The 23,707-nt window shown below is 71.8% G+C and carries 17 protein-coding genes and 3 pseudogenes; 15 read left to right on the top strand and 5 right to left on the bottom strand.

The features are described from left to right. Positions 1-145: 145 nt before the first annotated feature. A complete protein-coding gene (locus AB0Q96_RS36035) occupies positions 146-1,000 on the bottom strand; it encodes a LuxR C-terminal-related transcriptional regulator (protein ID WP_365333013.1) in 855 nt (284 codons plus the stop codon). Between the two features lie 271 nt (positions 1,001-1,271). Between AB0Q96_RS36035 and AB0Q96_RS36030 the strand changes: the two genes are divergently transcribed. From AB0Q96_RS36030 to AB0Q96_RS36020, 3 genes are all read left to right on the top strand, one after another. Then, positions 1,272-2,108: a class I SAM-dependent methyltransferase gene (locus AB0Q96_RS36030; RefSeq protein WP_365333011.1), complete on the top strand. Its 837-nt coding sequence runs from the start codon at positions 1,272-1,274 to the stop codon at positions 2,106-2,108. 50 nt (positions 2,109-2,158) lie between these two features. Next, positions 2,159-2,716, top strand: a complete 558-nt coding sequence (locus AB0Q96_RS36025; RefSeq protein ID WP_365333009.1) for an NAD(P)H-dependent oxidoreductase — start codon at positions 2,159-2,161, stop codon at positions 2,714-2,716. Between the two features lie 297 nt (positions 2,717-3,013). Continuing rightward, positions 3,014-4,207: a nuclear transport factor 2 family protein gene (locus AB0Q96_RS36020; RefSeq protein WP_365333007.1), complete on the top strand. Its 1,194-nt coding sequence runs from the start codon at positions 3,014-3,016 to the stop codon at positions 4,205-4,207. A 384-nt stretch (positions 4,208-4,591) separates the two neighbouring features. Here the strand turns inward: AB0Q96_RS36020 and AB0Q96_RS36015 are convergent. Continuing rightward, positions 4,592-4,760 (bottom strand): annotated as a pseudogene (locus tag AB0Q96_RS36015) (transposase); the annotation flags it as partial. 332 nt (positions 4,761-5,092) lie between these two features. Here AB0Q96_RS36015 and AB0Q96_RS36010 point away from each other — a divergent pair. The 3 genes from AB0Q96_RS36010 (at position 5,093) to AB0Q96_RS36000 (ending at position 7,523) form a co-directional block, all read left to right on the top strand. Further along, complete coding sequence (locus AB0Q96_RS36010) at positions 5,093-5,665, top strand: hypothetical protein (protein ID WP_365333005.1); 573 nt, start codon at positions 5,093-5,095, stop codon at positions 5,663-5,665. A 293-nt stretch (positions 5,666-5,958) separates the two neighbouring features. Next, entirely contained in the window at positions 5,959-6,159 is a 201-nt protein-coding gene (locus AB0Q96_RS36005) for a hypothetical protein (RefSeq protein WP_365333002.1), read from the top strand. Between the two features lie 122 nt (positions 6,160-6,281). Continuing rightward, the gene (locus tag AB0Q96_RS36000; RefSeq protein WP_365332999.1) at positions 6,282-7,523 is read left to right on the top strand and encodes a hypothetical protein; all 1,242 of its coding nucleotides are present in this window, start codon (positions 6,282-6,284) and stop codon (positions 7,521-7,523) included. 758 nt (positions 7,524-8,281) lie between these two features. Here the strand turns inward: AB0Q96_RS36000 and AB0Q96_RS35995 are convergent. Then, a pseudogene (locus tag AB0Q96_RS35995) lies at positions 8,282-8,407 on the bottom strand (fic family toxin-antitoxin system, toxin component); the annotation flags it as partial. A 755-nt stretch (positions 8,408-9,162) separates the two neighbouring features. Further along, positions 9,163-12,438 carry a S8 family serine peptidase gene (locus AB0Q96_RS35990; RefSeq protein ID WP_365333019.1) on the bottom strand — a complete coding sequence of 1,092 codons (3,276 nt, stop codon included), beginning with the start codon at positions 12,436-12,438 and terminating at the stop codon, positions 9,163-9,165. Positions 12,439-12,726: 288 nt separating this feature from the next. Between AB0Q96_RS35990 and AB0Q96_RS35985 the strand changes: the two genes are divergently transcribed. From AB0Q96_RS35985 to AB0Q96_RS35955, 7 genes are all read left to right on the top strand, one after another. Further along, positions 12,727-13,311, top strand: a complete 585-nt coding sequence (locus tag AB0Q96_RS35985; protein ID WP_365332997.1) for a hypothetical protein — start codon at positions 12,727-12,729, stop codon at positions 13,309-13,311. 336 nt (positions 13,312-13,647) lie between these two features. Then, positions 13,648-13,971: a rhodanese-like domain-containing protein gene (locus AB0Q96_RS35980; protein ID WP_365332995.1), complete on the top strand. Its 324-nt coding sequence runs from the start codon at positions 13,648-13,650 to the stop codon at positions 13,969-13,971. Positions 13,972-14,050: 79 nt separating this feature from the next. After that, a complete protein-coding gene (locus tag AB0Q96_RS35975; protein ID WP_365332993.1) occupies positions 14,051-15,439 on the top strand; it encodes an MBL fold metallo-hydrolase in 1,389 nt (462 codons plus the stop codon). A 220-nt stretch (positions 15,440-15,659) separates the two neighbouring features. Continuing rightward, positions 15,660-16,241, top strand: coding sequence for a rhodanese-like domain-containing protein (locus AB0Q96_RS35970; RefSeq protein WP_365332990.1), 582 nt, complete (start codon positions 15,660-15,662; stop codon positions 16,239-16,241). Beyond that, positions 16,238-17,131, top strand: coding sequence for a sulfite exporter TauE/SafE family protein (locus AB0Q96_RS35965; protein ID WP_365332988.1), 894 nt, complete (start codon positions 16,238-16,240; stop codon positions 17,129-17,131). Before AB0Q96_RS35970 ends, AB0Q96_RS35965 begins: the two co-directional genes overlap by 4 nt. Before the next feature lie 51 nt (positions 17,132-17,182). After that, complete coding sequence (locus AB0Q96_RS35960) at positions 17,183-17,446, top strand: metal-sensitive transcriptional regulator (protein WP_365332986.1); 264 nt, start codon at positions 17,183-17,185, stop codon at positions 17,444-17,446. A gap of 483 nt (positions 17,447-17,929) precedes the next feature. Then, a complete protein-coding gene (locus AB0Q96_RS35955; RefSeq protein ID WP_365332984.1) occupies positions 17,930-19,018 on the top strand; it encodes a PP2C family protein-serine/threonine phosphatase in 1,089 nt (362 codons plus the stop codon). 28 nt (positions 19,019-19,046) lie between these two features. On the opposite strand, the pseudogene AB0Q96_RS35950 reads toward AB0Q96_RS35955, so the two are convergent. Beyond that, positions 19,047-19,289 (bottom strand): annotated as a pseudogene (locus AB0Q96_RS35950) (NADH:flavin oxidoreductase); the annotation flags it as partial. A gap of 569 nt (positions 19,290-19,858) precedes the next feature. On the opposite strand from AB0Q96_RS35950, the gene AB0Q96_RS35945 reads away from it, so the two are divergent. Continuing rightward, positions 19,859-22,183, top strand: a complete 2,325-nt coding sequence (locus AB0Q96_RS35945; RefSeq protein WP_365332982.1) for a heavy metal translocating P-type ATPase — start codon at positions 19,859-19,861, stop codon at positions 22,181-22,183. A 190-nt stretch (positions 22,184-22,373) separates the two neighbouring features. Beyond that, entirely contained in the window at positions 22,374-23,672 is a 1,299-nt protein-coding gene (locus AB0Q96_RS35940; protein WP_365332980.1) for an amidohydrolase family protein, read from the top strand. Positions 23,673-23,707 lie beyond the last annotated feature (35 nt).

Raw genomic sequence — 23,707 nt, 5'->3', positions numbered from 1 at the left:
CTGCTCCGCCCGATCTACTCCCAGACCGCCGCCTACGGCCACTTCGGCCGCGAGCTGCCCGACTTCACCTGGGAGCGCACCGACCGCGTCGACGCCCTGAAGACGGCGGCCGGCCTCTGAGATGCCGGGCGGCCGCGGGCGACTGTCATGGCGGGCAGGACCGTTCGTCCTGGGACTCCGGCAACAGCCCCTTGGTCGCGATCAGATAGCCGAGCTGGGCCCGGCTGACGCTGCCGAGACGCCGCGAGATCCGACTGATGTACTCGGCGACAGTCCGGCGGCTGATGCCCAGTCCGCGGGCGATCTTCTCCTCCGTGTGACCGGCGACCAGGAAGCGGACGATGCTCTGCTCCAACTCGGAGACGACGATCTCCGGCCGTTTTCCGGCGGCCGGATCCACCGGAGTACCGCGCGCCCAGGCGTACTCGAAGACATTGGCCAGATAGCGGACGACATGCGGATCGCGCACCTCCAAAGCCTCGTCCGGAGAATCGGAAAGCGTGGGAATGAAGGCAACCGTACGGTCGCAGATGATGACCCGGTCAAACATTTCATCAACGGTCCGGACACTGCCGCCGGCTTCCGCGACGGTACGGATGTAACCCGCCGTCGGCGGATGATTCCACACCGCATGCTGGTAGAGAGTCCGTTGCGAGATGCCCCTCGACAGCAGGTCCAGATTGCGCCGGACCACCGTTTCCAGGATCGCCGGCGGACGTCGTCCGCCCGGCTGGGCCGTCAGCAGCTCCGCCTTGCACAGCCCGACCGCGGCGTCGATCGTCTCCGCGATCTCACCGGCGCCGCGCAGGATCGTCGAGGACTGCGGACCCGTCTGCCTGCCCTCGGCGTACACCACCTCCGCCGTCTCGAACGCCTTCGTCAGGGCTTCGAGGCGGATGCGGTTCTCCGCGAGCTCCCGCTCCAGCGGAGCCAGCGTCCGGCGCGCCGCCGTCGCCGGAGTGACCGCCGCCAGGAGCCCCGGCTCCCCGGGCACCGGCACCAGCAGCCCCAGCTCGGTCGCACACCGCACCGGTGGCTCGGCCGGGACCGGTCCGCCGGTGACGGCGGTCTCGTAACGACGTAGTCCTAACTCGCACAACCCTGGTCCACACGACGCGCCCCCACATCCTGTTTGCGGCATTTGCCCCCCTGCGTGATCATGCGCTGCGCATACATGTTAGGCCAGAACGTTGGTGCGAGAACGGGGCGCCGGAAGCATGTGTGGGGCCCACTCCGAATAGTTGGACACTGCATTTACCAAGGGATGGAAAATGCCTCATTCGATTCACAGTGAAGAGTTCCGCGCGGCGGTCGCCCGGCTGTCGGTGCCCGGAATGGGCACCGAGGTGGTCGGTCCGTTGCTGGCCAATCTCGTTCAGCTCCTGCGCCCTCGGCGGGTGCTGGAGGTCGGCATGGGGTACACGACGCCCTTCCTCGCCGCCGCGCTCGCCGAGGCCGAGGAGGCGGTCGCCGCGGAATCGCTCGCGCTCGCCGCGAAGACCCGCGGGCACCTGGACGCCGGGCGGACGCTCGACGACGGCTGGCTGCTCGCCGAGCCTCCGCTCGTCACGCCCGCCGCGCATCTGGAGCCGTACCGCCCGATGCTGACCGCCGTGGACAACCTGTCCATCGCCGAGTCCTCGGCGGGCCGGGTGCGTGACGTACTGGCCGAGCTGGGCCTCGACGATCGGGTCACCGTCGTCAACGCCGACCTGAAGGACTCGTTGGACAAGCTCCCCGAAGAACTCACCCCCATCGACTTCGCCTGGGTCGACGCCTGGGAATGCCTGTGGTTCTTCGACCACTTCTGGCCGCTCATCAACCCGGACGGCGGGCTCGTCGTCATGCACTACCTGATGACGTATCCCGAGGGCGACGCCGTGCGCCGCTACATCGCGAAGTTCCAGGAGCGTCACCCGGGCGAACTGGAGGTCGTCAGCCTGCTGGAGTCGCAGAAGCTCATGCAGAACAGCGTGACGATCCTGCGCCGCACCTCCGGGGCGCGCAAGCTGCGGTACGCGGGCACCGGCGGGGCCATCGACTACTCGGACCAGCTGCACAGCGACGCGCACGACCACCTCCGGCTCGTCACCGACCGCTCGGCCTGACCCTCTCACCCGACCACGCCGTCTGACCACCACGAGCAGTGAGGACTGCTGTGACTGCCACGCTCGAATCGGTACGCAGCCGGAGCTTCGCCTTCATCCTGGGCAGCGCGCGCGGCGGCGGGAACACCGAGACCCTGGCCCGGTACGCGGCCGACGGCCTCCCGCCGGCCGCCGCCGCGGGCTGGCACAGCCTGAGCGAGCTGCCGCTCCCGGCCCTGCCGTCCGGGCCGCTCCCCGACGGCCCGGAGCAGGTGCTGCTCGACGCGACGCTGGACAGCACGGACATCGTCCTCGCGTCCCCGCTGCACTGGTACAGCGTCTCCGCCGCGACCAAGCTCTACCTCGACTACTGGGCCCGCTGGAGCGGCCTGCCGGACATCGGTTTCCGGGAGCGGATGCGAGGCAAGAACCTGTGGGCCGTCACCGCGTACGCGCGCGGGGACGACACCGACACGGAACCGCTCGTCGGAATGCTTCGCCGCACCGCCGACTACCTCGGGATGCACTGGCGCGGCGCGCTGCTCGCCCGTGCCCACCGCGAGGGCGACCTGGAAGCGGACCCGGCGGCCCTGGCCCGCGCGGCCGCGTTCTTCGGCCCGGCTGACTGACCGCCCCGCCCCGCCCCGGCCCGCCCCGGCCCGCCCCGGCCCGCCCGGGCGGGGCGGGGCGGGGCGGGGGACAGCTCCCGCGCGATGGCCGCTACTCGCTCCCGGCCTCCCGCTCCTCGACCTCTCGCGCTCAGGTTGTCGATCCCGGGGTCTCGATTCCGGGTTGTCGATCCCGGGGTCACGATCCCGGGTCGTCGATCCCGGGGTCACGATCCCGGGGTCACGATCCCGGGTAGTCGATCCCGGGTTCTCGTTATCCGCTTGTCGTTCTCCGCGCCCTAGACCAAGGTGGCCCCTATGACCGCAGCACACACGACCGCCGTCCTCGGCCTGGGGCGCATGGGCCGCGCGATCGCGGCCCGGCTCTCCGCCCAGAACCGGAACGTCGTCGGCTGGACCCGCTCCGGAAGCGGCTCCGACGCCGTGCGGACGACCGCCGACGCGAGCGACGCCGTGGCGGACGCCGACCTCGTCGTCCTGACGTTGTTCGACGGGCCGGCCTGCCGACAGGTCCTCGACGAGGTCCAGGGCGCGTTGCGCCCGGGCACGACAGTCGTCAACCTCAGCACCATCGCGCCCGCCGAGGCGGCGGAGCTGGCCGGACGTCTCGGCGCGTCCTACGTCCACGCGCCCGTGCTCGGTTCCGTGACGGCGGTCGGGGCAGGCGCCCTGCAGATCCTCGCCGCGGCCGACAAGGACACGCTGGACCGGGCCCGGCCGGTGCTGGAAGTCCTCGGCACCGTACGGCCGGTGGACGACGCGGCCACCGCCGCGGCGCTGAAGCTGATCGCCAACAACAGCCTCGCCGGATCCGTCCTCGCGCTGCGCGACACGCTGCGGCAGGCCGACGCCCTCGGGCTGCCGCGGGGCCAAGTGCTCGACGTCCTCGAACTCGGGCAGCTCGGCGGGCTCGTGGCCCGTAAGCGTGCCTTCCTGACCGTCGAACGACCTGAGGCCGCTGCCGAGTTCACGATCGGGGCGCTGGCCAAGGACATGGCCCTGCTGGCCGACGCCTCGAACCTGCCCCTCCGCAGCTCGGTCGGGCTGGACCCCACCCGCGCGGACGACGCGACCGGCACAGCGACCGGCACGGCGGTCGGCACCGACTCGGACATCGCGCTCGCCGCCACGGTGCCCGCCGTACCGGACTCCGTGCTCGAACCGCTCCGTGCCTACGTCCGCGGCCATGCCACCGGCGATCCCGCGCACTTCCGCGCGGCGTTCCTGCCCGGCGCCCACGTCGAGGGAATCCGGGACGGCGCGTTCGTCTCGTGGCCGCTGGACACGTACTGCGCCCTGTTCCACGGCTCGCCCGCGCCCGACGAGGCCTCCCGGTCCCGCCGGGTCGACGCCGTCGACGTCCATGGCTCGGTCGCCACCGCGACCATGACGCTGGAGCACGGCGCCGACACGTTCACCGACATCTTTCTGCTGGTGCGTGGTGAGGACGGTTGGCGCATCGCCAACAAGGTCTACCACCGCCACTCCTGAGCGGGTTCCGGGGCCGCCCCCGGGACGGACCAGCCGTGGCGGACGGTGCCGGTGTCTTCACCGTAGAGGTGAGGGAGGGGCCGGCGGGCCTTTCGGATTCGGGTCCGCCGCCCCCTGGAAACACGTGCCGGGCATGGGTCGCTGCCCCTGACGCTTCGAGCTCCTCCCTCTTCACGCGGTCCTGCCCAGCGGCGCCGGCTGCGGAACCGGCGCTCCGCACGGGCCCGGCCCAGAGCCGCCGCGTGGGAGGCGTCGGCCTGGCGGCGCCGCTGGAGGCATGCCTGCTCGATCGGAGCCGCTCCCCCGCCCGCCACGAAGCCGTCCGCGCGGCCGTCCGCAGACTCGAAGTCGACGCGGTCGAGGAATGCGGGGCTGAACGGCAAGCCCCAGCGGAGCGGCGTCCAGCAGCTGGCACCCCGATGTGCGCCCTGCGTAGAGAGTGCCGACGAACGAGTACGGCCAGCCGGGGATCATCAGGTGCTGGCCACGGCCGAAGGCGTGGCAGAACAGCCTCCAGGCTGGACTCTGCGTCCGGCCGCAGCCAGTGCCCGAGATGAGCGTCCCGACGAGGGCCCCGCGCTGACCGGCGGCGGCCTCCAGAACTTCCCGGTACCGGGCGCCTGCTTGGAGGTGGGTCGGGGCGTGACCTTCCGGTCCACAGCGGTGTCGACGAGGAAACATGTGCACTGCTTCATCGCCCTGAGGCCGGGTGCGTGTACGCGATGTAGAGGACGAAGGCGCCCGCGAGCAGCAGCACCAGGACACGGAGGTTACGCCGCCTCCATCGACCCGATCACGTACGGCGTCGGCGACTACTACGCGCGCGGCCGGCCCGGTCGCCGCGAAGCCGTACGTGCTGCTGCGGCCGCTCGCGACGCGCTCGTCGTGCAGGGGCTCCAATGGGGCGAGGAGATCCGCTCGCCCGCCTCCCTGGCGCCGCCCGCCGCGGACGTCACCAGGCACGAGATCGAGGGTGCGCTCGCCCTAATGGAGTTCATGTCCGTCGAGCGCCTCACCGAGCTCGACGACCAGCTCACCGACCGGTACACCGACGCCCTCATCGAGGTCATCGACGCGATAGCCGAACACCGGGCCTGGCTGGCCGGGCACATCCACGGCGGGGACGGCTGCACCGGCTGCCAGGACAAGCGGCCCACCGGCACCGACTGGCACCGACTGGGCCGGGGCACCCCCTCCTTCCGGGCCCCGTCGACGTGCTGGTGGGCCCTGACGCTCCACGCCGTCCGCGGCAGAAGCCAGACGGCATTCGTGCCGCGGCCGAAGTTCCGACGAGCCCGGCGCAGCAGGACCAGTACCCCGTGTGCAGGGGCAGCGCCCCGTGCGCAGGGGCAGCGCCCCGTGCGCAGGGGCAGCGCCCCGTGCGCAGGGGCAGCGCCCCGTGCGCAGGGGCAGCGCCCCGTGCGCAGGGGCAGCGATGCTTGCCCTGCGAGGCAGTGAATGCTGCCTACATGTGTGCCCTGCGAGTCACGCTGGACGTGGCACAGGCGTGGGAGTTTCTGCGTCGTTGGTTACTGATCCCGTGCGGGAGACGGGTGTGAGGCACCTGACCGCATTCTCATGTCGCATCGACAAGCGGTCAGCGGTACTTGACGGTTTCCTTCCTCGCGCACAGCCCTCACACTCGCCCAGCCCGTGGCCTGTGACCCGTCCGGGTCACCCGCGGTCTGGGCGGGCTCGCACGCCGTTCGACCGATGCACCCAGACCTCTTCCACCGAATAGGAGATCGCCCATGCTCAACGGTATGCCCGAGATCACGGCGAAGCGCGCCGCAGCCCTGCTCACACTCGGCGCCGGGCTGGCCGTGGCCACCGTCGTGGTCGCGAGTCCGGCCACCGCAACCACGACGCAGGCGGGTTGCCGGCTCACTGCGGTTGCCCCGGCCGAGGCATCCGCGCACGCGGCCCTGTTCGTCACGCCCACCTGCCGCTGATCACCGGCGTCACCATGCGGTGACCGATAGACCGCCGGTGCAGCGCGCCGTGCGCTCCGCTGCGACGGGGAGCGCACGGCCCGCACCCGGTCACCCCATCCACTTCCCCAGGAGACGGTCCAGTGCAGCCCACCCTCACCGAGCAGCGCCTCATCGGCCTGGCCAGAACGCTGACCCGCGCCCGGGAGGGAAGCCCGTTCTACCGTGAGCTGATCCCGGCCGGGGAGATCCGGCCAGACAACGCCCCCGCCATCCTGCGCCGGCTGCCCCAGTTCGATCCTGACGGTTGGTCGTCAGCCCGTGCGCAGCTTCGCTCCACCTCCACCGACAGCATCGTCACCGGGTTCACCAACGGCACCTCCGGCGTCCCGAAGGCCTTCTGCTCCACCGAGGCGGAGCGGACAGCCCTGAGGTCGAGCCGCCTGGACGACGGTCGCCGCCGCCTGCACCTGGCAGGCATAAGCCATGGAGCCGTAGTCGGACTCGACCTCGCCGAAGAGGGCGACTTCGTTCCGCTCCTCTCGATGCGCTACGCCGACATGGCAGCCGACCTCATTGCCCACGGCACCGCAGACGGCGCCCGCATCCGCGTCCTGGTGGGCACGACACGTCACATCAAGATCCTGACCCTGCACATGCTGCAACGCTTCGGCGACCTCTCCGCTTTCGGCATAGAGACGGTCGAGGTCGGGCGTGACTTCCTCTCCCCCACATGGGAGTCACGGCTGCGGACGTGGTGGGGAGCGGACATCGAGTGCGTCTACGGCTTCTCTGAACTGCGCATGTGCAACGCGCGCAAGTGCCGTACCTGCGCCCATCACCACTTCCCTCCCTCGTGTGTCGCCGAGGTCGTCGATCCTGCCGACCCGGACCGGTACGTACCGCTCGGCGGGCGCGGCAGCCTGCTCGTGACGGCCCTTTACCCATACGTGGAGTTCGAACCCCGGATCCGCTACCGGCCTGGGGACATGGTCGAGATCGCCCCGCGACCCTGCCCGGAGTGGGGCGAGCCTGGATTCCTCCCCTTGGGACGGGAAGCGCACTGCGTGACGACCGGCCGGAGCGGCGACTACCTCACTCCCAGCGACTACGTGTCCGTCCTGGCCGACCTGCCGCAGGTCGCAGTCGCCTTCGACCACCTGTACCCCGACACCGACCAGCGGCACTACGAGGCGGGGAACCCTCGCTTCAAGCTCGTCGACAATGGCGCAGGGCCCGAGGTGCACGTGGAACTCCGGTTCGATCCGCTGGTCTGGCCGCGTCAGGCCGAGGAGGTCGCCGACGCCGTGCACGCCGCCGTCCCAGCCGATGTCCGGGTGCTCCTGTACGGCCCGGACCGACTGCACAAGCCCATTCTCGTGTGACGCCTACTCGCAAATACGCGTTGGGATGCCGTTGGTGTCCCGAAGGGCACCGCCAGAGCCCGTTCACCCGAACGCGGCTGAGCACATTCACGGGTACGCCGACACGGGACAGCACGAGGCGACGGCAATCGACCAGCTGAGCGCAGCGGACTGACTCACCGACGCCGCCCTCACCGGGCAGGTGAGCGAGCGCGTTCCTCCCCTCACCTGCCCCCCTGCTCCCTGCTCCCTGCTCCCTGCTCCCTGCTCCCGCCAGACGACAACCCGTAAGCCGACGACGGCGGGCCGTTCCACTGGACACGCGGTCCGCCGCAGATCGCCGGACGACGGGCTCGGTCGCGGCGGCCTGGCAGCGCCGCAACTCGCGCGCCTGCTCGATCGGGGCCGCAATGTAGGCGGCACGACGTCGGGCTCAGGGAAGGCCCGGCGGGACAGCTCACGCATTGCGTCGGTCTGCCGCTGCACCGCCCCCGCGATGACCGGGCCAATCCGGAACGTTCCGGATTGGCAGCCCGCGCAGGTCCCGAAGAGCGCACCGCGCGTGAGGGCTGATCCCAACGGCTCCGTAGTGCGCACTACGGAGCCTCTCCGCACGGGTCGAGGCGAGCTGGCGCCGTGGGCTTCCCGTGTGTATCCCCCGGGGCGTTGTTTCAGGGGGTCCAGGCGGTCAGGGCGGCGGCGATGTCGCGGATGTCCAGGCCGTTCGCGGTGTGCCTCACCAGATCGACGGCCTGGTCGGTGCTCACCTTCGCCGGGCGGCCGCTGGCGGTCAGGAAGGCCGCGGCGACGACGGCCGCGTAGAGCTCGTTGGAGTGCTCCAGCGCGGGCAGCCGGACGAGGGACTGCAGGAGAGCAGCGGCACGGTGGTGTGGTTCGGGGTAGACGGTGGTGCCCATGATGACCTGAAGGTCTGACGCGAGAGATCGACGCCGCTCAGCGCGGCGAGCCGTCCCGGGGACCACCGTGGGACGTCCAACAGTGCCCACTCGCCCAACTCAGCGGCCGACTCCATGAAAGTCGACCACGGAGGCTCACTCTGAGTCACACCGATCACCGGAGCAGGGGCGCCCGCTACACCGCCCACACCCAGCGCCACCGTTCTCGAACCAGCACCTCATTTTCCCGTGCTGGTTCGGTGCTGGTTCGCACGCCCCACCAGGGGCAAAGCCACAGGTCCCAGCGCTGCTCGGATGAGTTGTCGTACCACTCGATGGTGGTCCCGATGAGGGACGCGGCGACGATGCGCTTGAGGGAACCGGGGGGGCGTGGGGGCGTGAGTTGCGGCGGCCATGTGCACCACTTCCGAGCGGGGCGACGGGGAAGTTGTCGTGTCGCCACACCGTAGGAATGGGCAGGTCAGCGGCGTATGTGGTGGGACACCACAGTTCCATCACCCGAGGGGCGCGCAGCCACCATGCCCACCTCTCCGCGCCCCAGTTTGGGGGTACGGTTCTGGATCCCGTGCTGGTTCGGTGCTGACAGGGGCAGCGTCAGCTCGGCCTCGCGGGGCACGACCGCCCCGGCACCCCATCCATCCCCGAGTTCGGCTGAGGCGGGCGCGGGACGTGCGAAGGCCCGGCGCCACCAGGGGAATTGGTGACGCCGGGCCGGCTCGGTGGTGTTGCTTATGCGTCGAGGTTCACTTGCCGAGGAAGGCGTTGTGGACGGTGACCATCGACCCGTTGTCCTGCTTGTCGGTGACGACGGCCTTCAGGGAGAGCGCCTTGCCCTTCTCCGGCGCGCGCACGGTGACCTTGCCCGCGACGACCGGGACGGACCGCCAGTTCTGGCCGTCGTACGAGACCTGGACCCGCAGCGTCTTGAGGTTGGCGCCGGCCGCCGCGCCCTGGACGACGACGGGGAAGGTCTGGAGGACGCCCGCCGGAGCGGTGGAGTCCAGCGCCAGCTTCGGCTGGAAGCGGACCGTGGAGACGGGCAGTTCCGTCGGGGTGCCGGCGCTGCGGGCCGAGGTGAACGTCCACGAGGCGTCGACGCGCGTGCCGGTGCGGTTGATCTTCGGGTCGCGGTTGAGCGTGGTCGCCACCGTGTACGTCGCGGACTCCGCCGGCAGCGTGAAGTTCACCCGGTCGACGGCGCCGTCCTTCTGCGCGTACAGCACGCCGTTGCGGTGCACGGTGGTGGACGCGCTGGTGTAGCGGGCGTTCCCGTAGTGGCCCGCTCCGTCGCTGACCATCGTGAACGCGCCGTAGATGTCGTCGTCGGAGCGGACGATCCCCTCGCCCGGCTCCATCCGGGGTCCGACGACACCGACGTTGACGTTCCTGGCGTACGTGGTCCCCGGCTTCAGCAGGGGCTCGGTGCCGAGGGAGTACGTCACGTCGATGGGCCGGCCGCCGTCGGCGCCCGCCTCGCCCAGAACGAGCGCGGCGACGCTCCAGCCGATCCCGTCGCCCGTGCTCAGGTACAGCTTCTGCGTGCCCGGTGCCGGGTGGGCGGGGTAGTAGTCGAGGAAGCCGCTCCCGCTCGGCAGCGCGCCCTCCGCGTAGAGAGCTCCGGCGACGCCGGGCGCGGACGCCCCGAAACCTACCTTGATCAGGGCGAGGTCCTTGGCCGCGTAGACCTTCTCGTAGCCGTCGGGCAGCTCCTTGACCTCGCCGCCCGCGAGGGTCTGGTAGACGCTCGTGCCCTGCTCCCAGCGGGCCGACCACTGCTGGGTGAGGGTGGCGTCCGCTCCCACCGAGCCCTGCCGTGCCGTGCGGACGTTGTCGAAGCTCCGCGCGTCGAAGCCCTCGGAGTACCCGGCCTCGGGCGTAGAGACCGTGTAGAACATCCCCACACGCGTCTGCCGGGCGGCCGCGTCCGGCACCTTGACCGTCACCGGCCGGGTGGTCCGGGCGTCGAGGGTGACGGTGGCCGGTCCGGTCACCGTGAGCCGGGGGTTGTAGATCAGGTCGAGGCCCTTGCTCGGGTCCGCGGGGTCGACCTGCATGTCGGCCTGGAGGTTGTAGCTGCCGCGGGGCAGGCGGACCGTCGCGGAACCCTTGGACAGGTCCGGGAGGAACTGCTGCTCCGAGGCGAGGCCCTCGTAGCCGAACAGGTCCGCGCCCCAGACGGCGCCGGGCGCGTCGGGCCGCCCCACCGTCTTGAAGGTGACGTCGTACGACTCGACCTCACGGTCCACCGTGGCCGGGGTACGCACGGTCTGGCCCGCCCCGGACGCGACGACCGTGGCCGCGTACGAGCCGTCGACCGCGCCGCCGATACGGGTGTCGGCCGTCAGGTCCACCGAGGCGGTGCCGCCCGCCGGGACCGTGATCCGCTGCGCCCCGAGGGTGAAGAACCCGGCGGGCGCGGGCTGCCCGTCGCCGCCGGTGGGCGCGTCGAGCGACACGTCGAGCGTCACGTCGGCGGTGCCGGTGTTGCGGTAGGTGACCTGCTTGGTGACCGGTGCGTCGTCGGCGTGGGGCCACTGCTGGCGGCCCAGGTGGAGCGGTCCGCCTTCGGCCAGGACCGTCTGGTCGATCGCCCGGTCGACGGCGAGCCGGCCCGCGCCCTGCTCGAAGACCGAGAACGTGCCGCCCTTGGCCGAGCCGGTCAGGGCCGCCTTGAGCTGCGCCCCCGTCCAGGTGGGGTTCTTCTGCTTGAGGATCGCCGCGGCGCCCGCGACGTGCGGGGTCGCCATCGACGTACCGTCCAGGCCGATGTAGCCCGGCGGGTTCTGGTCCGGGGTGCCGGCCGCGGCGGCGGCCGTGATGCCCACGCCGGGAGCGCTGATGTCGGGCTTGACCGCGTGGTCCTCCTTGCGGGGGCCGTGCGCGGAGAAGGGGGCGAGCCGGTCGTCGTCGTCGACGGCGCCGACGGTCAGGGCCGCTTCGGCGGTGCCCGGCGAATTGACCGTGCCCGGGCGGGGATCCCAGAGGTTGCCCGCGGCGACGGCGAACAGGACGCCCTTCTCCGCGGAGACCTTGTTGATGTGGGCTTCGAGCGGGTCGATCCCGGGCCGGTCGGCGCTGCCGAGGCTCATGTTGATGATGTCGGCGCCCTGGGCCACGGCCCAGTCGATGCCGGCGATGGACTCGGAGTCGCTGCCGGTGCCGTAGTCGTCGAGGACCTTGGCGCTGAGCAGCCGCGCCCCGGGAGCCACGCCCTTGAAGCGGCTGTCCTTCGTTCCCGTACCGGCCGCGGTGGAGGCGACGTGCGTGCCGTGCCCGACACGGTCCACGGTGTCCGCGGAGCGGCTGAAGTTGCGTGCCGCCACGACCCGTCCGGCCAGGTCCGGGTGGGTGTCGTCGATGCCGGTGTCCAGGACCGCGATCTTCACGCCGGTGCCGTCGAGCGAGCGGTTCCAGGCCGCGGGGGCGCCTATCTGGCCGGTGGAGTGGTCGAGCGACGCCTTCCGCACGCCGTCCAGCCAGACCTTCGCGATGCCGGAGGTGCTCGCCGCCGAGCCGTCGGCCTGGGGCCGGGTCAGGGCCTCCCAAAGCTCCTCGGTGCTGTCGTTGGCGCTGGTGACGGCATCGGCGCCGAGAGAGGACAGGGTCCGGTTGACGGTGGTGCCCTCGGAAGCCCGCACCTCGGTACGGGCGGACTGGGCCGCCGCTCCCCGGTAGCCGACGATCAGCTTGAGCCCGCCCCGGTACGCCTTGAGGCTCTCCGGCTCGGCAAGACCGGTGACGTCGAACAGCCGCTGGTCGAGCGTGCCGTCGGCGACGAGCCGCCGGGCGTCGCGCGGCATCACGTAGGTGCGGCCTTCGTGGACCTGGGTGAAGAAGGGGATGTCCTCCCGGCCCTTGGCACGCTCGATGCCCGCGACCCGGCCCTTGGAGTCCACGAGGACCCGGTCGCCGGTGATCAGGACGACGGTGTGCACGTTCTTGCCCGGCGCGGCGTTCTTGCCGCCGGCCTGTGACGCTGTGGTGAGACCGCCGGCCTGCGCCGACACCGGGCTGGTCATACCCGCTGTCAGAGCCACGGCGGCAGCGGCGGCGACCGTGACCGCGTACGCCTTGTTTACTGGTGTGCGCAAAACTCCCCCTGCTCAGGAGCGAATCGGGCCGGCGGGGGCCTGGCCCGAACGGGGGCGCATTCAGACATGTGTACGCCCCGGATTCCTGAAGTATGCCGAGGGCGTTCCGGGGCACTCAATGATCGTTCTGTGACAGGACGTTGACCATATGAAGACGCGCCGGAAGGGGTGGCGCGTTCCTCGCTCCGCCGCGAACAGCCGGATAAACAGAACAAGTTGGACCTGCGACACATCCCTTCCCGGCCTGGGCCAAGTGCTGGCAGCCCTGCCCCTTTCCCCGCCCTGGGGGCGGGGAGGCAAAATCCGGCCGCGGCGCTCGCACCCGTCCGGCCCGAGCGGGTCGGTGCGGCGCATGGCCTCCTGCGCGCCGCAGGGTTCGAGGCGAACCTGCACCACTCCGCCGTCGTCGCCGAGGTCGCCGCCCGCCTCGCCTGGCAGACCGTCTCCTGGGCCGGACGCGCCGCCGCGCGGTACCCGATCCTCGCCTCCGCCGCCGTCGCCCTGGCTGTGATGGTCTGCCGTCACCAGGGCTTCCTCGATCCGGCCCGCCGGCGGGCCGGAGCCGTGTCGCTCAAGGAGACGGCCGCGCCGCTTCTGGAGCGCTTCGCCGCAGCAAGCGAGGACCATGCCCTCACCCGTGGTCGCCTCGTCGCGGTGGAGGCCGCCGGATCGGCCACGACCGAGCAGTTCGCCGCCCGCCGCCTCGCCCGCACCCACGCGGCCCTGACCCCAACGCAGCTGCGCGAGGCGCTGGCGGCCGACGGCGCCCGGATCCCCGCGACGCGCCTGAAGCCGCGGTGAGGACCGCGGCGGCCAGGACGGTGGCGTCCAGGCCCAGCGCGTCGGCGGGGAGGCCCGCCGTCGGGGCGCCGGCGGCGTAGCCGATGTCGCGCCAGAACCGGTACGCGCCGAGGGCGTGGGCCCGCCAGGACGGGTGGGCATGGTCGGAGCCGGCGGCGATCCGTTCGTTCCCGTATCTGCAGATCAGTATACCCCTGGGGGTATTTAACCATCCCCCCTCGCGGAGCCTCCCCCTGTGACGCGAGATACCCAGGGGGGTATTTGACTTCCCTTCGCGGCCCTGCCTACAGTCGACGGCGTAAGTACCCCGGGGGGTATCCGAAAGGGTGATCTTCCATGCGTGAAGTAGATCTGGACGTCTTCGCGGCCGAGCTGGCTCAGGGCGCCTTCACCATCGACGTCCGAGAGCCGGACGAATACGCGGCGGGCCACGTGCCGGGGGCCCGCACCGCGCCTCTCTCCGAGCTGGGAGCCCATCTCGCCGCACTGCCCGCCGACCGGCCCGTCTACGTCATCTGCGCGAGCGGCAACCGCAGCGCCTGGGCCGCCGAGCACCTGGAGGCCGCAGGTTTCCACGCGGTCTCGGTCGCGGGCGGCACCTCCGGGTGGGTCCGCGCCGGCCGCCCCGTCGTGCGCGGCTCGGACGTCCGGGCCGCCTGAAGGGCCGGCCGCCCTCACCGCACCACTTCCCGCTTCGCAGGGCCCCGCCCTGCACGTGCCATCCGTCGAAAGGTTCGCCGTGTTCTTCGCCCAGTACTACCTCGACTGCCTGTCCCAGGCGTCGTACATGATCGCCGACGAGAAGACCGGCCAGGCGGTCGTCGTCGACCCGCGCCGGGACGTCTCGGAATACCTCGCCGACGCGCGGGCGCACGGCTTCACCGTGGTCGGTGTGATCAACACCCACTTCCACGCGGACTTCGTCGCCGGCCACCTGGAGATGGCCGCCGAGACGGGCGCGTGGATCGGCTACGGCTCGCGCGCCGAGACGGAGTACCCGATCCGGCACCTCGCCGAGGGTGAGCGGATCGTCCTGGGCGAGGTGGTGCTGGAGGTCATGGAGACCCCCGGCCACACCCCGGAGTCGATCAGCGTCCTGGTGTACGAGCACGCCGGTGACCCCGTCCCGTACGGCGTGCTGACCGGCGACGCGCTCTTCATCGGCGACGTCGGCCGCCCCGACCTGCTGGCATCGGTGGGCGTGACCGCCGAGGAACTGGGCGGCATGCTGCACGACAGCGTGCAGAACAAGCTGATGGGCCTGGCGGACGAGGTCCGCGTCTTCCCCGCCCACGGCGCGGGTTCGGCCTGCGGCAAGAACCTGTCCACGGAGAAGTCCTCCACCATCGGCGAACAGCGGACCACGAACTACGCCTGCGCGCCGATGGACCGGGACGCCTTCGTCGCCCTCGTCACGGCGGGGCAGTCCACCGCCCCCGGCTACTTCGCGTACGACGCCGACCTCAACCGCAAGGACCGCCCGCTGTACGACGCGACCGTCGCGGCCCGGCCGCTCGCGCTCGCCGAGTTCGCCGACCTGCGGGCCGGTGGCGCGGTGGTCGTCGACGCGCGCGACCCGCAGGAGTTCGCGGCCGGGCACCTGTCCGGCGCGGTGAACGTCCCCGCCGACGGCCGGTTCGCCGAACAGGCCGGCACCGTCCTGGACCCGGCGGAGGAACTGGTGGTCATGGCCCCGCAGAACCGGGAGGAGGAGGTCGTCACCCGCCTCGCCCGTATCGGCTTCGACCACGTCGTGGGCTACGTCCGCAACCCCGAGGACGTCCTGCGGGTGAGGGCCGACGAGGTCGCCCCGGCCAGCCGTCTCACCGCCGCGCACCTGAAGGCCGCCCTGGCCGGGGAGAACCCGCCGCTGGTGGTGGACGTGCGCACCTGCGGCGAGCGCGAGGCCAACGGCTTCATCCCCGAGGCCCTGCACATCCCGCTGAGCGAACTGTCGTCGCGGGCTGGTGAACTGCCCGGCGATCGGCCCCTGGTCCTGCACTGCGCGGGCGGCCACCGCTCCTCCATCGCCGCCAGCCTCCTGCGCCACCGCGGCTTCGGCGACGTCTCCGACATCCTCGGCGGCTGGGCTGCCTGGGCCCTCGCGGCCGAGACCGCAGCCGTCTGACCACCCGATCGCCGGTCGGGCACGGGTCCGGGACGCTTCCCGCCGTGCACCACCGGCCAGTGGAGGAACCGGGGGCCGCACTGCCCCCGCCCCTCCCCCGTCGTGGGCGGGGCCGCACCGCACCGCCCACGACGGCCCCTTCTTTCTCTGACGCCTGGGTCGCTGCCATGGCCCACGGCCCCCTGCGTACCCCCCTCGCACATACCTTCCGGAGTTTTGCATGAGCACCGAGCGCACCGTCCAGTCGATCACCCCCGCCGTCTTGCACCGCCTCGTCCAAGAGGGCCGTGCGCCACGCCTGCTCGACGTGCGCACGCCCGGCGAGTTCCGCACCGTCCACATCCCCGGCTCCTACAACGTCCCTTTGAACACCCTGCGGGAACACCGCGCGGAGCTGCGTGCGCACCTGGACGAGGAGGTCGTGCTCGTGTGCCGTTCGGGACAGCGCGCCCGGGAGGCTGAGCAGGCCCTCGCCCAGGCCGGGCTGCCGAACCTGCGGGTTCTGGAGGGCGGCATGAACGCCTGGGAGGCGGCCGACGCGTCCGTGAAGCGGGGCCCCGAGCGGTGGGACATGGAGCGCCAGGTCCGCCTCGTCGCGGGTTCCATCGTCCTGGCCACCGGCCTGGCCGGCCTGCTGATCCCGGGAGTCCACCTCGTCGGCACCGCCGTCGGCGCCGGCCTGACCTACGCCGCGCTCAGCAACTCCTGCGCCATGGGCGTGCTGCTGTCCAAGCTCCCGTACAACCGGGGCCCGCGCACCGACATCCGCACCGTCGTCTCGGAGCTGCGGAGCGCGTCATGACCGCCCTCATCGTCGCGGTCTCCCTCCTGATCGGCGTCAGCCTCGGCATCCTCGGCGGCGGCGGGTCCATCCTCACCGTCCCGATCCTGGTCTACCTCGTCGGACAGGACACGAAGGAAGCCATCGCCACCTCGCTGTTCGTCGTCGGCGTCACCAGCCTCGCCGCCCTGATCCCGCACGCCCGCGCCCACCGGGTCCGCTGGCGGACCGGACTGCTCTTCGGCGTGTTCAGCATGGCCGGCGCCTACGGCGGCGGCCGCCTCGCCGAGTACATCCCCGGCACGATCCTGCTGGTCGCGTTCGCGCTGATGATGCTCGCCACCGCATACGCGATGCTCCGCAAGCCGCGCGACGGGGCGAAGAAGGCCCGGCCCGCACACCGTGACCTGCCGCTCAAGCACATCGCCGTCGAAGGCCTGGTCGTCGGCGCCGTGACGGGCCTGGTCGGCTCCGGCGGCGGTTTCCTCGTCGTCCCCGCCCTCGCGATTCTCGGCGGACTGCCCATGGGCATCGCCGTCGGCACCTCGCTGCTCGTCATCGCGATGAAGTCCTTCGCAGGACTCGCCGGACACCTCTCCGGCGTGACGATCGACTGGGGCATCGCCCTGACCGTGACCGCGGCGGCGGTGATCGGCAGCCTGATCGGCGCCCGCCTCGCCGGCCGCATCCCCCAGGACGCGCTGCGCAAGGCGTTCGGCTGGTTCGTCGTCGTCATGGGCGTCTTCGTCCTCGCCCAGCAGCTCGACACCGGCCTGTGGACCCACCCCGCCACCTGGGCCGTCCTCGGCGCCGCCGCAAGTACTGCGGTCGCCACCCGAATCCGGAGGCGGTCAAGGAAGACACAACCACAGCCGGCCCCCCGCGCCCGCCAGGACGCGGCACCGAGATAACGCGAGGAAACGTCCCAAGGCGTGCTCGACGGGGGGAGGAGGAGAATTGCCGTGCAGGTGAACGAAGAATCGATGAAGCCCGTCCTGAACCGTCTCAAGCGGGCACAAGGACAGTTGGCCGCGGTGATCGCCATGGTCGAGTCCGGCCGGGAGTGCGAGGACGTCGTCACCCAGCTCGCGGCCGTCTCCAAGGCCCTGGACCGGGCCGGGTTCAAGATCGTGGCGAGCGGGATGCGCCAGTGCGTCGCTGACGGTTCCGAGAACCCGCCCATGACGCAGGACAAGCTGGAGAAACTCTTCCTCTCCCTCGCCTGACCGTCTCTCTCTCCCCCCGCTCGGAGCGGAAGAAGCCCGCACGGAGGGAAGACCGGGTTCACAGCGATGACGAACCAGTGCCGCAACCGCGGCCCAGGAACACCGCCGCCCGGGAGCCGGCGACGGCAGGCCGCCCAAGGACAGGGTCTTACGCCTCTGCCAGAGGGAGGGCAGAGGAAAGTACCGTGCAGATGGGTGACGGATCCATACGCGTCGTCCTTGCTCTCCCTGGAGGGTGGGGAGACAGCCGACTCAGACCGGGCCGAGCGGTGACCCGAGGGTGACGACAGGGCCGGCCTTTGTCCTGCGGGTCCTGCACCAGGGGGCAGAACCTGGTGAGCGGCGTAGCGCCGGTGGCCCGTCCCTGAGGAGGGGCACGGGCCGGAACGCGTTTCCCTCGCTCTGGCCCCCGCCCGATAGGTAGGGCAGGGCCGCTTCCCAGGCGCGTACGCCGCGGCCCGGAGAGCCGATCAGAGGAGCATGATGACCTGGCCGACACCCTCGACCGCCGACACGGTGACCTTGATCGGCCGCGTACTGCCCTTCCTGGTCATCCTCGTCTCCGTGGTGGCCGATCTCGCCACCACGGACGCGCACCGCCTTGACCGCCTGCTCTTCGCCGCCCCCGCGCTCGCCGCGGTTGCCTGGGGGCCGGTCGCAACAGCGGGGATCGGCCTGATCGCCACGGCGGTGACACTCGCCCTCTACGTCGGCCGGTCGGGATTCGAGATCCTGGGCTTCCCCGTCTCCACCGTCTTCTCCCTGCTTCTGCTGACCTTGGTGTCGGCGGGCTCCAGCGCGCTGAGAGAGCACCGAGAACGACAGCTCCGGCACGTGGGAGCCATCGCCGACACCACACAGCGCGCCGTACAGCGGCCCCTGCCGTCCCGGCTCGGCGGGACCGACCTGCACCTGCTGTCCGAGGCGTCCACCCGAGGGGCCCGCGTCGGCGGCGACTTCCACCAGGCGCTGCCCTTCCCCGGCGGGGTACGGCTCATGGTGGGAGACGTCCAGGGAAAGGGGCTGGGCGCGGTGGAGGCGACGTCGCTCCTGCTCGGTTCGTTCCAGGAGTCCGCCTACACGGCCGAGGACCTGCCGGAGATCGCCCGCCGCCTTGACACCACCATGCGCCGAAACAGCGAACTGGGCCCCGACACCGAGGCGGCCGAACGCTTCGCCACGGTCCTGCTCGTCGAGATCCCCCGCGACCGGCCCGTCGCCCGCGTACTGAGCTGCGGCCACCCCGCGCCGATCGTGCAGCGGCAGGGCCGCGTCACCACCGTGCCCGTTCCTGCCCCGGCGCTCCCCGTCAACCTTCCGGGGCTGGAGAACGACGAGTTCGACGTCGTCGAGATCCCCTTCGCCCCCACCGACCGGCTGCTCCTCTTCACCGACGGGGTCAGTGAGACGCGCGATGCCGCTGGGGACTTCTATCCCCTTGAGGACCGTGCGAGGTCCTGGGCCGGGTACCCCGCGGGCGAGATCCTCCCGCTGCTGAGCGACGACCTCGCCCGCTACGCCTCCGGCGGCCCCGCCGACGACACCACCGCGGTGCTCGCCGTGCGCCGCTGACTCCCGGAACGGACGGGGCCCTGGACCCGGGTGCTTCGCCTCGGAAGAGGTACATCGGATGGAGCAGCGAGCTGCCGGCGGTGAGTTCCAGCGCGTCGACGGTGCCGTCGGCCTGGAGCCCTGAGGCGAGCTGGAGGCTCTCGTCGAGCCAGAAGCCGCCGGCGACGCCGTCGTCCATGTCGAACTTCGCGGTCACCGCGATCCGGTCGCCGACCTCGTCGCGAACGGCCCGGCAGACGTCCCGGGCGACTTTGGCGCGCCGGGTGAGGGAGCACACCGCTCGAACCGGGTGAGGGAGCACACCGCTCGAACAGGTACACACACTGGTCACGGCCGTCGTCGAACCGTTCGACGAACTCGTCCGCACCGACCGTGGCCGCATGCTGTGCCGCCTGCTCGCCCAGACCCTGCCGGCCGCCGACCGTCCGCTCACCGGGTCACCGTGGTCCGGTACAGCACCTTTCGAGGTCGTCCTCGGCCGCGCCCTGCCCGACCTCGCCGTCCGGGAGATCGCCGATCGCCGGCGCCTCACCTTCACCACCCTGCTGACGATCTACGGCCGCCCCTGGCCCCCGACACCGGGGCCACGCCCGAACCGTTCTTCCCCGCAACCCCCACCGTGGTCGCCTTCCTCACCGCCGGCCTCACCAGGCCCTCGGCTGCGCACTGACCGGCACCGCGGCCCCACGGACCGAAGCCGACCCCGGTGCGCCGAAACGGGGCCCATCCTCCCCGCCGGTGAGGACGTGCGTCCTACGGACGCCGTCCTGACGTCCGTGGTCCCGGTCACACCGGCTGTAGTCCCATGGACGGGATCCCGCTTCGACAGAAGGGTCCCTCATGACTCCGTTCCCGCACCCGGCAGATGCACGGGAGCCCACGTCCCGTTCGCACCAGGGCCACCGCGCGCTCCTCTCCGCCACACTGCTCACCACCGCCATAGGCGCGACCGCCCGTCTCGCGGGGGCCGAGGAGCTGGCCTCGGCCGCCTGGATCGGCACCACGGTCATCGCGCTCGTGCCGACTCTGGCGTGGGTCATCGCCGCGCTACGGCGCGGCCGAACCGGAGTGGACCTGATCGCGGTGCTGGCCCTGGCGGGCACGCTCGCCACCGGCGAGTACCTCGCCGGAGCGCTGATCGCCCTGATGGTCTCCGTCGGCCACTACCTGGACGCCGCCGCCGTGCACCGGGCGACCCGCGATGTCCGCGCACTCGTCGCCCGGGCCCCGCGCACCGCCCGACGGCGGGAGGGCGGCCACATCGACACCGTGGCCCTGGCCGAGATCGCCGTCGACGACGTCCTCGTGGTCGGACCGGGCGAAGTGGTGCCCGCGGACGGCCGATTGCTGTCCCGGCACGCGGTCCTGGACGAGTCCGTCCTCACCGGCGAGACGCACCCGACCGAACTCGGTCCGCACGACGCGGTACGCAGCGGCGCCCTCAACGCCGGCGGGTCCTTCGAGCTCCGTGCGACGGCGACCGAGGCGGAAAGCAGCTACGCGGGGATCATCGAACTGACCCGCCAGGCCGCTGCCGAGAGCGCGCCCGTGGTCCGGCTGGCGGACCGCTACGCGGCCTGGTTCCTTCCCCTGACGCTCCTGGTGGCCGGTCTGGCATGGCTCATCAGCGGCTCGGCGGTACGGGCCGTCGCCGTCCTCGTCGTGGCAACCCCCTGCCCCCTGCTGCTGGCCGCACCCATCGCCATCCTGTCGGGCATCGCCCGCTCAGCCCGCCGCGGCGTGATCGTCCGTGACGGATCCGCCCTGGAATCGCTGGGCCAGGCCCGCACCGTCCTCCTCGACAAGACCGGAACCCTCACGGCCGGACGCCCCCGCGTCGTCCAGGTGACCACCGCCCCCGGGCTGTCGTCCTCCGAACTTCTGCGTACCGCCGCCTCGGTGGAGCAGTACTCCCCTCACATCCTCGCCGAGGCGGTCGTCGCGGAGGCCCGCTCCCGTCGGCTGGAACTGACCGCCGCCGAATCCGTAGCGGAGGAGCCCGGACGGGGCGTCTGCGGGATGCTCGACGGACACGCCGTCCAGGTGGGCCGCACCGACATCGAGCCGCTGCCGGACTGGGCCCGCCGGGCCGAGAGCCACGCCGCGCTGGAAGGCGCGGCACTCGCCTGGGTGACCATCGACGAAACGCTCGCCGGAGTCATTCTGCTCAAAGACCCATTGCGCCCCGACGCTCCCCGGATGGTCCGCCGGCTGCGGGCGGCCGGCGTGGAGCGCCTGATGATGCTCACCGGAGACCGCGTGGAGCCCGCCCAGGAGATCGGGGCCCTCGTGGGGCTCGACGAGGTGCGGGCCCACCAGTCCCCGCGGGACAAGGTCGAGGCGGTCCGGTCCGAGAAGCGGTCGGCCGTGACCGTCATGGTCGGCGACGGCGTCAACGACGCGCCCGCCCTCGCCGCCGCCGACGTCGGCGTCGCCATGGGCGCCCGGGGTGCGAGCGCGTCCTCCGAGGCGGCCGACATCGTGCTGACCGCCGACCGTATAGACCGGCTGGCGGACGCCACCGCCATCGCCGTCCGGGCCCGTCGCATCGCCGTCCAAAGTGCCCTCGGCGGCATGGTCCTGTCCCTCGCCGCGATGTGCGCCGCAGCCGCGGGACTTCTTCAGCCCGCTGCCGGAGCCCTGCTCCAGCAGGCCATCGACATCGCAGTGATCCTCAACGCCTTGCGCGTCCTGCGCCCCGGGCCCGGCGAGCCCCGGCCACTCGACACCGAAACCGGCGAACTGCTGCGCGACTTCGCCGCCGACCACGACGACCTGCGAGACGTCGCCGAGGCCGTCCAGGACGCCGCCGACCTGCTCTGCCGTACCACCGGCCCTGAGGCCCGTGACGCCGTCCGCCGCGTCGACCGGCTCCTGTGGGAACGTCTCCTGCCGCACGAGCGAGCCGAGGAGCGCTTCCTCTACCCCGCGCTCGCCGACGTCCTCGGAGGCGGCGACACCACCGCCACCATGAGCCGGTCCCATGCCGAGATCCACGGCCTCGCCACCCGTATCGAGACCCACCTCCACCTCGCCGACCGCCACGGCGACGGTTTCCGCGACGACCAGGCGGACGACCTCCGAGCCTGCCTGTACGGCCTGGCCGCAGTCCTGCGCCTGCACTTCGCCCATCAAGAGGAGAACCTCTTCTCCCTGGCGGGGTGAACCGCTGAAATCCGAATGCCAGCCCCCCCCCCCCCGGACCCGAGGCAACGGCGGTACCCCCGTGCGCACCCTGCCCGCACGACGCACAGGCTTCCCGGTCCGCTGGGCGGCACGACGGCGAGGTCCCCGAGACCGGGGGACCGCCGTGGCACGATCGCCTCATCGTCGCCCCGGTCCCCGAAGGATTGCCGTGTCCTCCCTCCCCGTCGTGCTGCACAACGCCCGGATCGTCGACGGCACGGGCGCCCCGCCGATCGCCGACGGGATCCTCGTGATCGAAGGCGCCCACATCCGCTGGTGCGGCCCCGCCCACGCGGCGCCCGACGATCCGGGCCTGCGCCGCGCGACCCGAGTGGACCTCGGAGGGCGGACCGTCTGCCCGGGGTTCATCGACGCGCACGTGCACTTCGCCCTGCCGGGGCCAGTGGAGAGCCCGCTGGCAGGTGCGGGCGAACCCGTCAGCTACCGGACGCTGAAGGTGATCGAACGGCTCCGCGCCACCCTGCACAACGGAGTGACCACGGCACGCGACCTCATGGGCCTCGACGCCGGCTTCCGACGGGCGGTTGCCGAACGTCGCATCGCGGGGCCGCGGCTCCTTGTCGCTGTGAGCATGCTGAGCCAGACCGCGGGGCACGCCGACTTCCGCCTCCCGAGTGGTATCGACGCCCTCGCCACCGCCGTCGCTCTTCCTGGAAGCCCTTCCGGCATCGTGGACACCGTCGACGAGATCCGCACCCGCGTGCGCGAACTCGTCGCCGCCGGCGCCGACTGCGTCAAACTCGCCGCCAGCGGAGGGGTCACCTCCCCGCACGACCAGCCCGAATGGCTGGGGCTGCGTGCGGAGATGATCCGCGCGGCCGTGGAGGAGGCCGAGTCCTACGGCGGCCTTCCCGTCGCGGTGCACGCGATCGGGGAGGCCGGAATCGCCGCGGCCGTCCGCTCCGGGGTCCGCAGCATCGAGCACGGTTACGCTCTCACCGACGAACTGCGGGCGGAGATGGCCGAACGCGGCCAGTTCCTCGTGCCCACCCTCCTGGAGACCGTGTCCGACCCCGACCCTTCCACCGTGCCGGCGGCCGTACACGCCAAGGCCGTGCACTGGCACCGTGTCGCCCAGGAGTCCGTGGCCCGCTCCGTGGCAGCCGGAATCCGTGTCGCGATGGGAACCGACGCGGGCCTGATCGCCCCCCACGGGCAGAACCTCAAGGAGCTGGGACTCCTCGTCCGCGTCGGCGGCATGACGCCGCTCCAGGCCATCCGAGCGGCCACCTCCGATGCCGCCGAGCTGTGCGGCGTGGGTGACGCCACCGGCAGTCTGGTCGCGGGCAAGGCCGCCGACCTCGTCGTCTGCGGCACCGACCCCCTGGACGACATCGACTCCCTCGCCGACCCCACCCACCTGCACGCCGTCCTCAAGGAAGGCCGCGTCGCCATCGACCGGGCCGGCGTCCTCGCCTCTGCGGGCCTGCCCGACCTGGTCCCTTAAGGGCACAGGACCGGGTGAGACGCCAAGACCGTCGA

Origin of the sequence: Streptomyces sp. NPDC093111 (assembly GCF_040683955.1) — a bacterium.
GTDB lineage: Bacteria > Actinomycetota > Actinomycetes > Streptomycetales > Streptomycetaceae > Streptomyces.
Note: the sequence above shows the minus strand (reverse complement) of the source record. Positions and strands in the feature narration are given on the sequence as shown.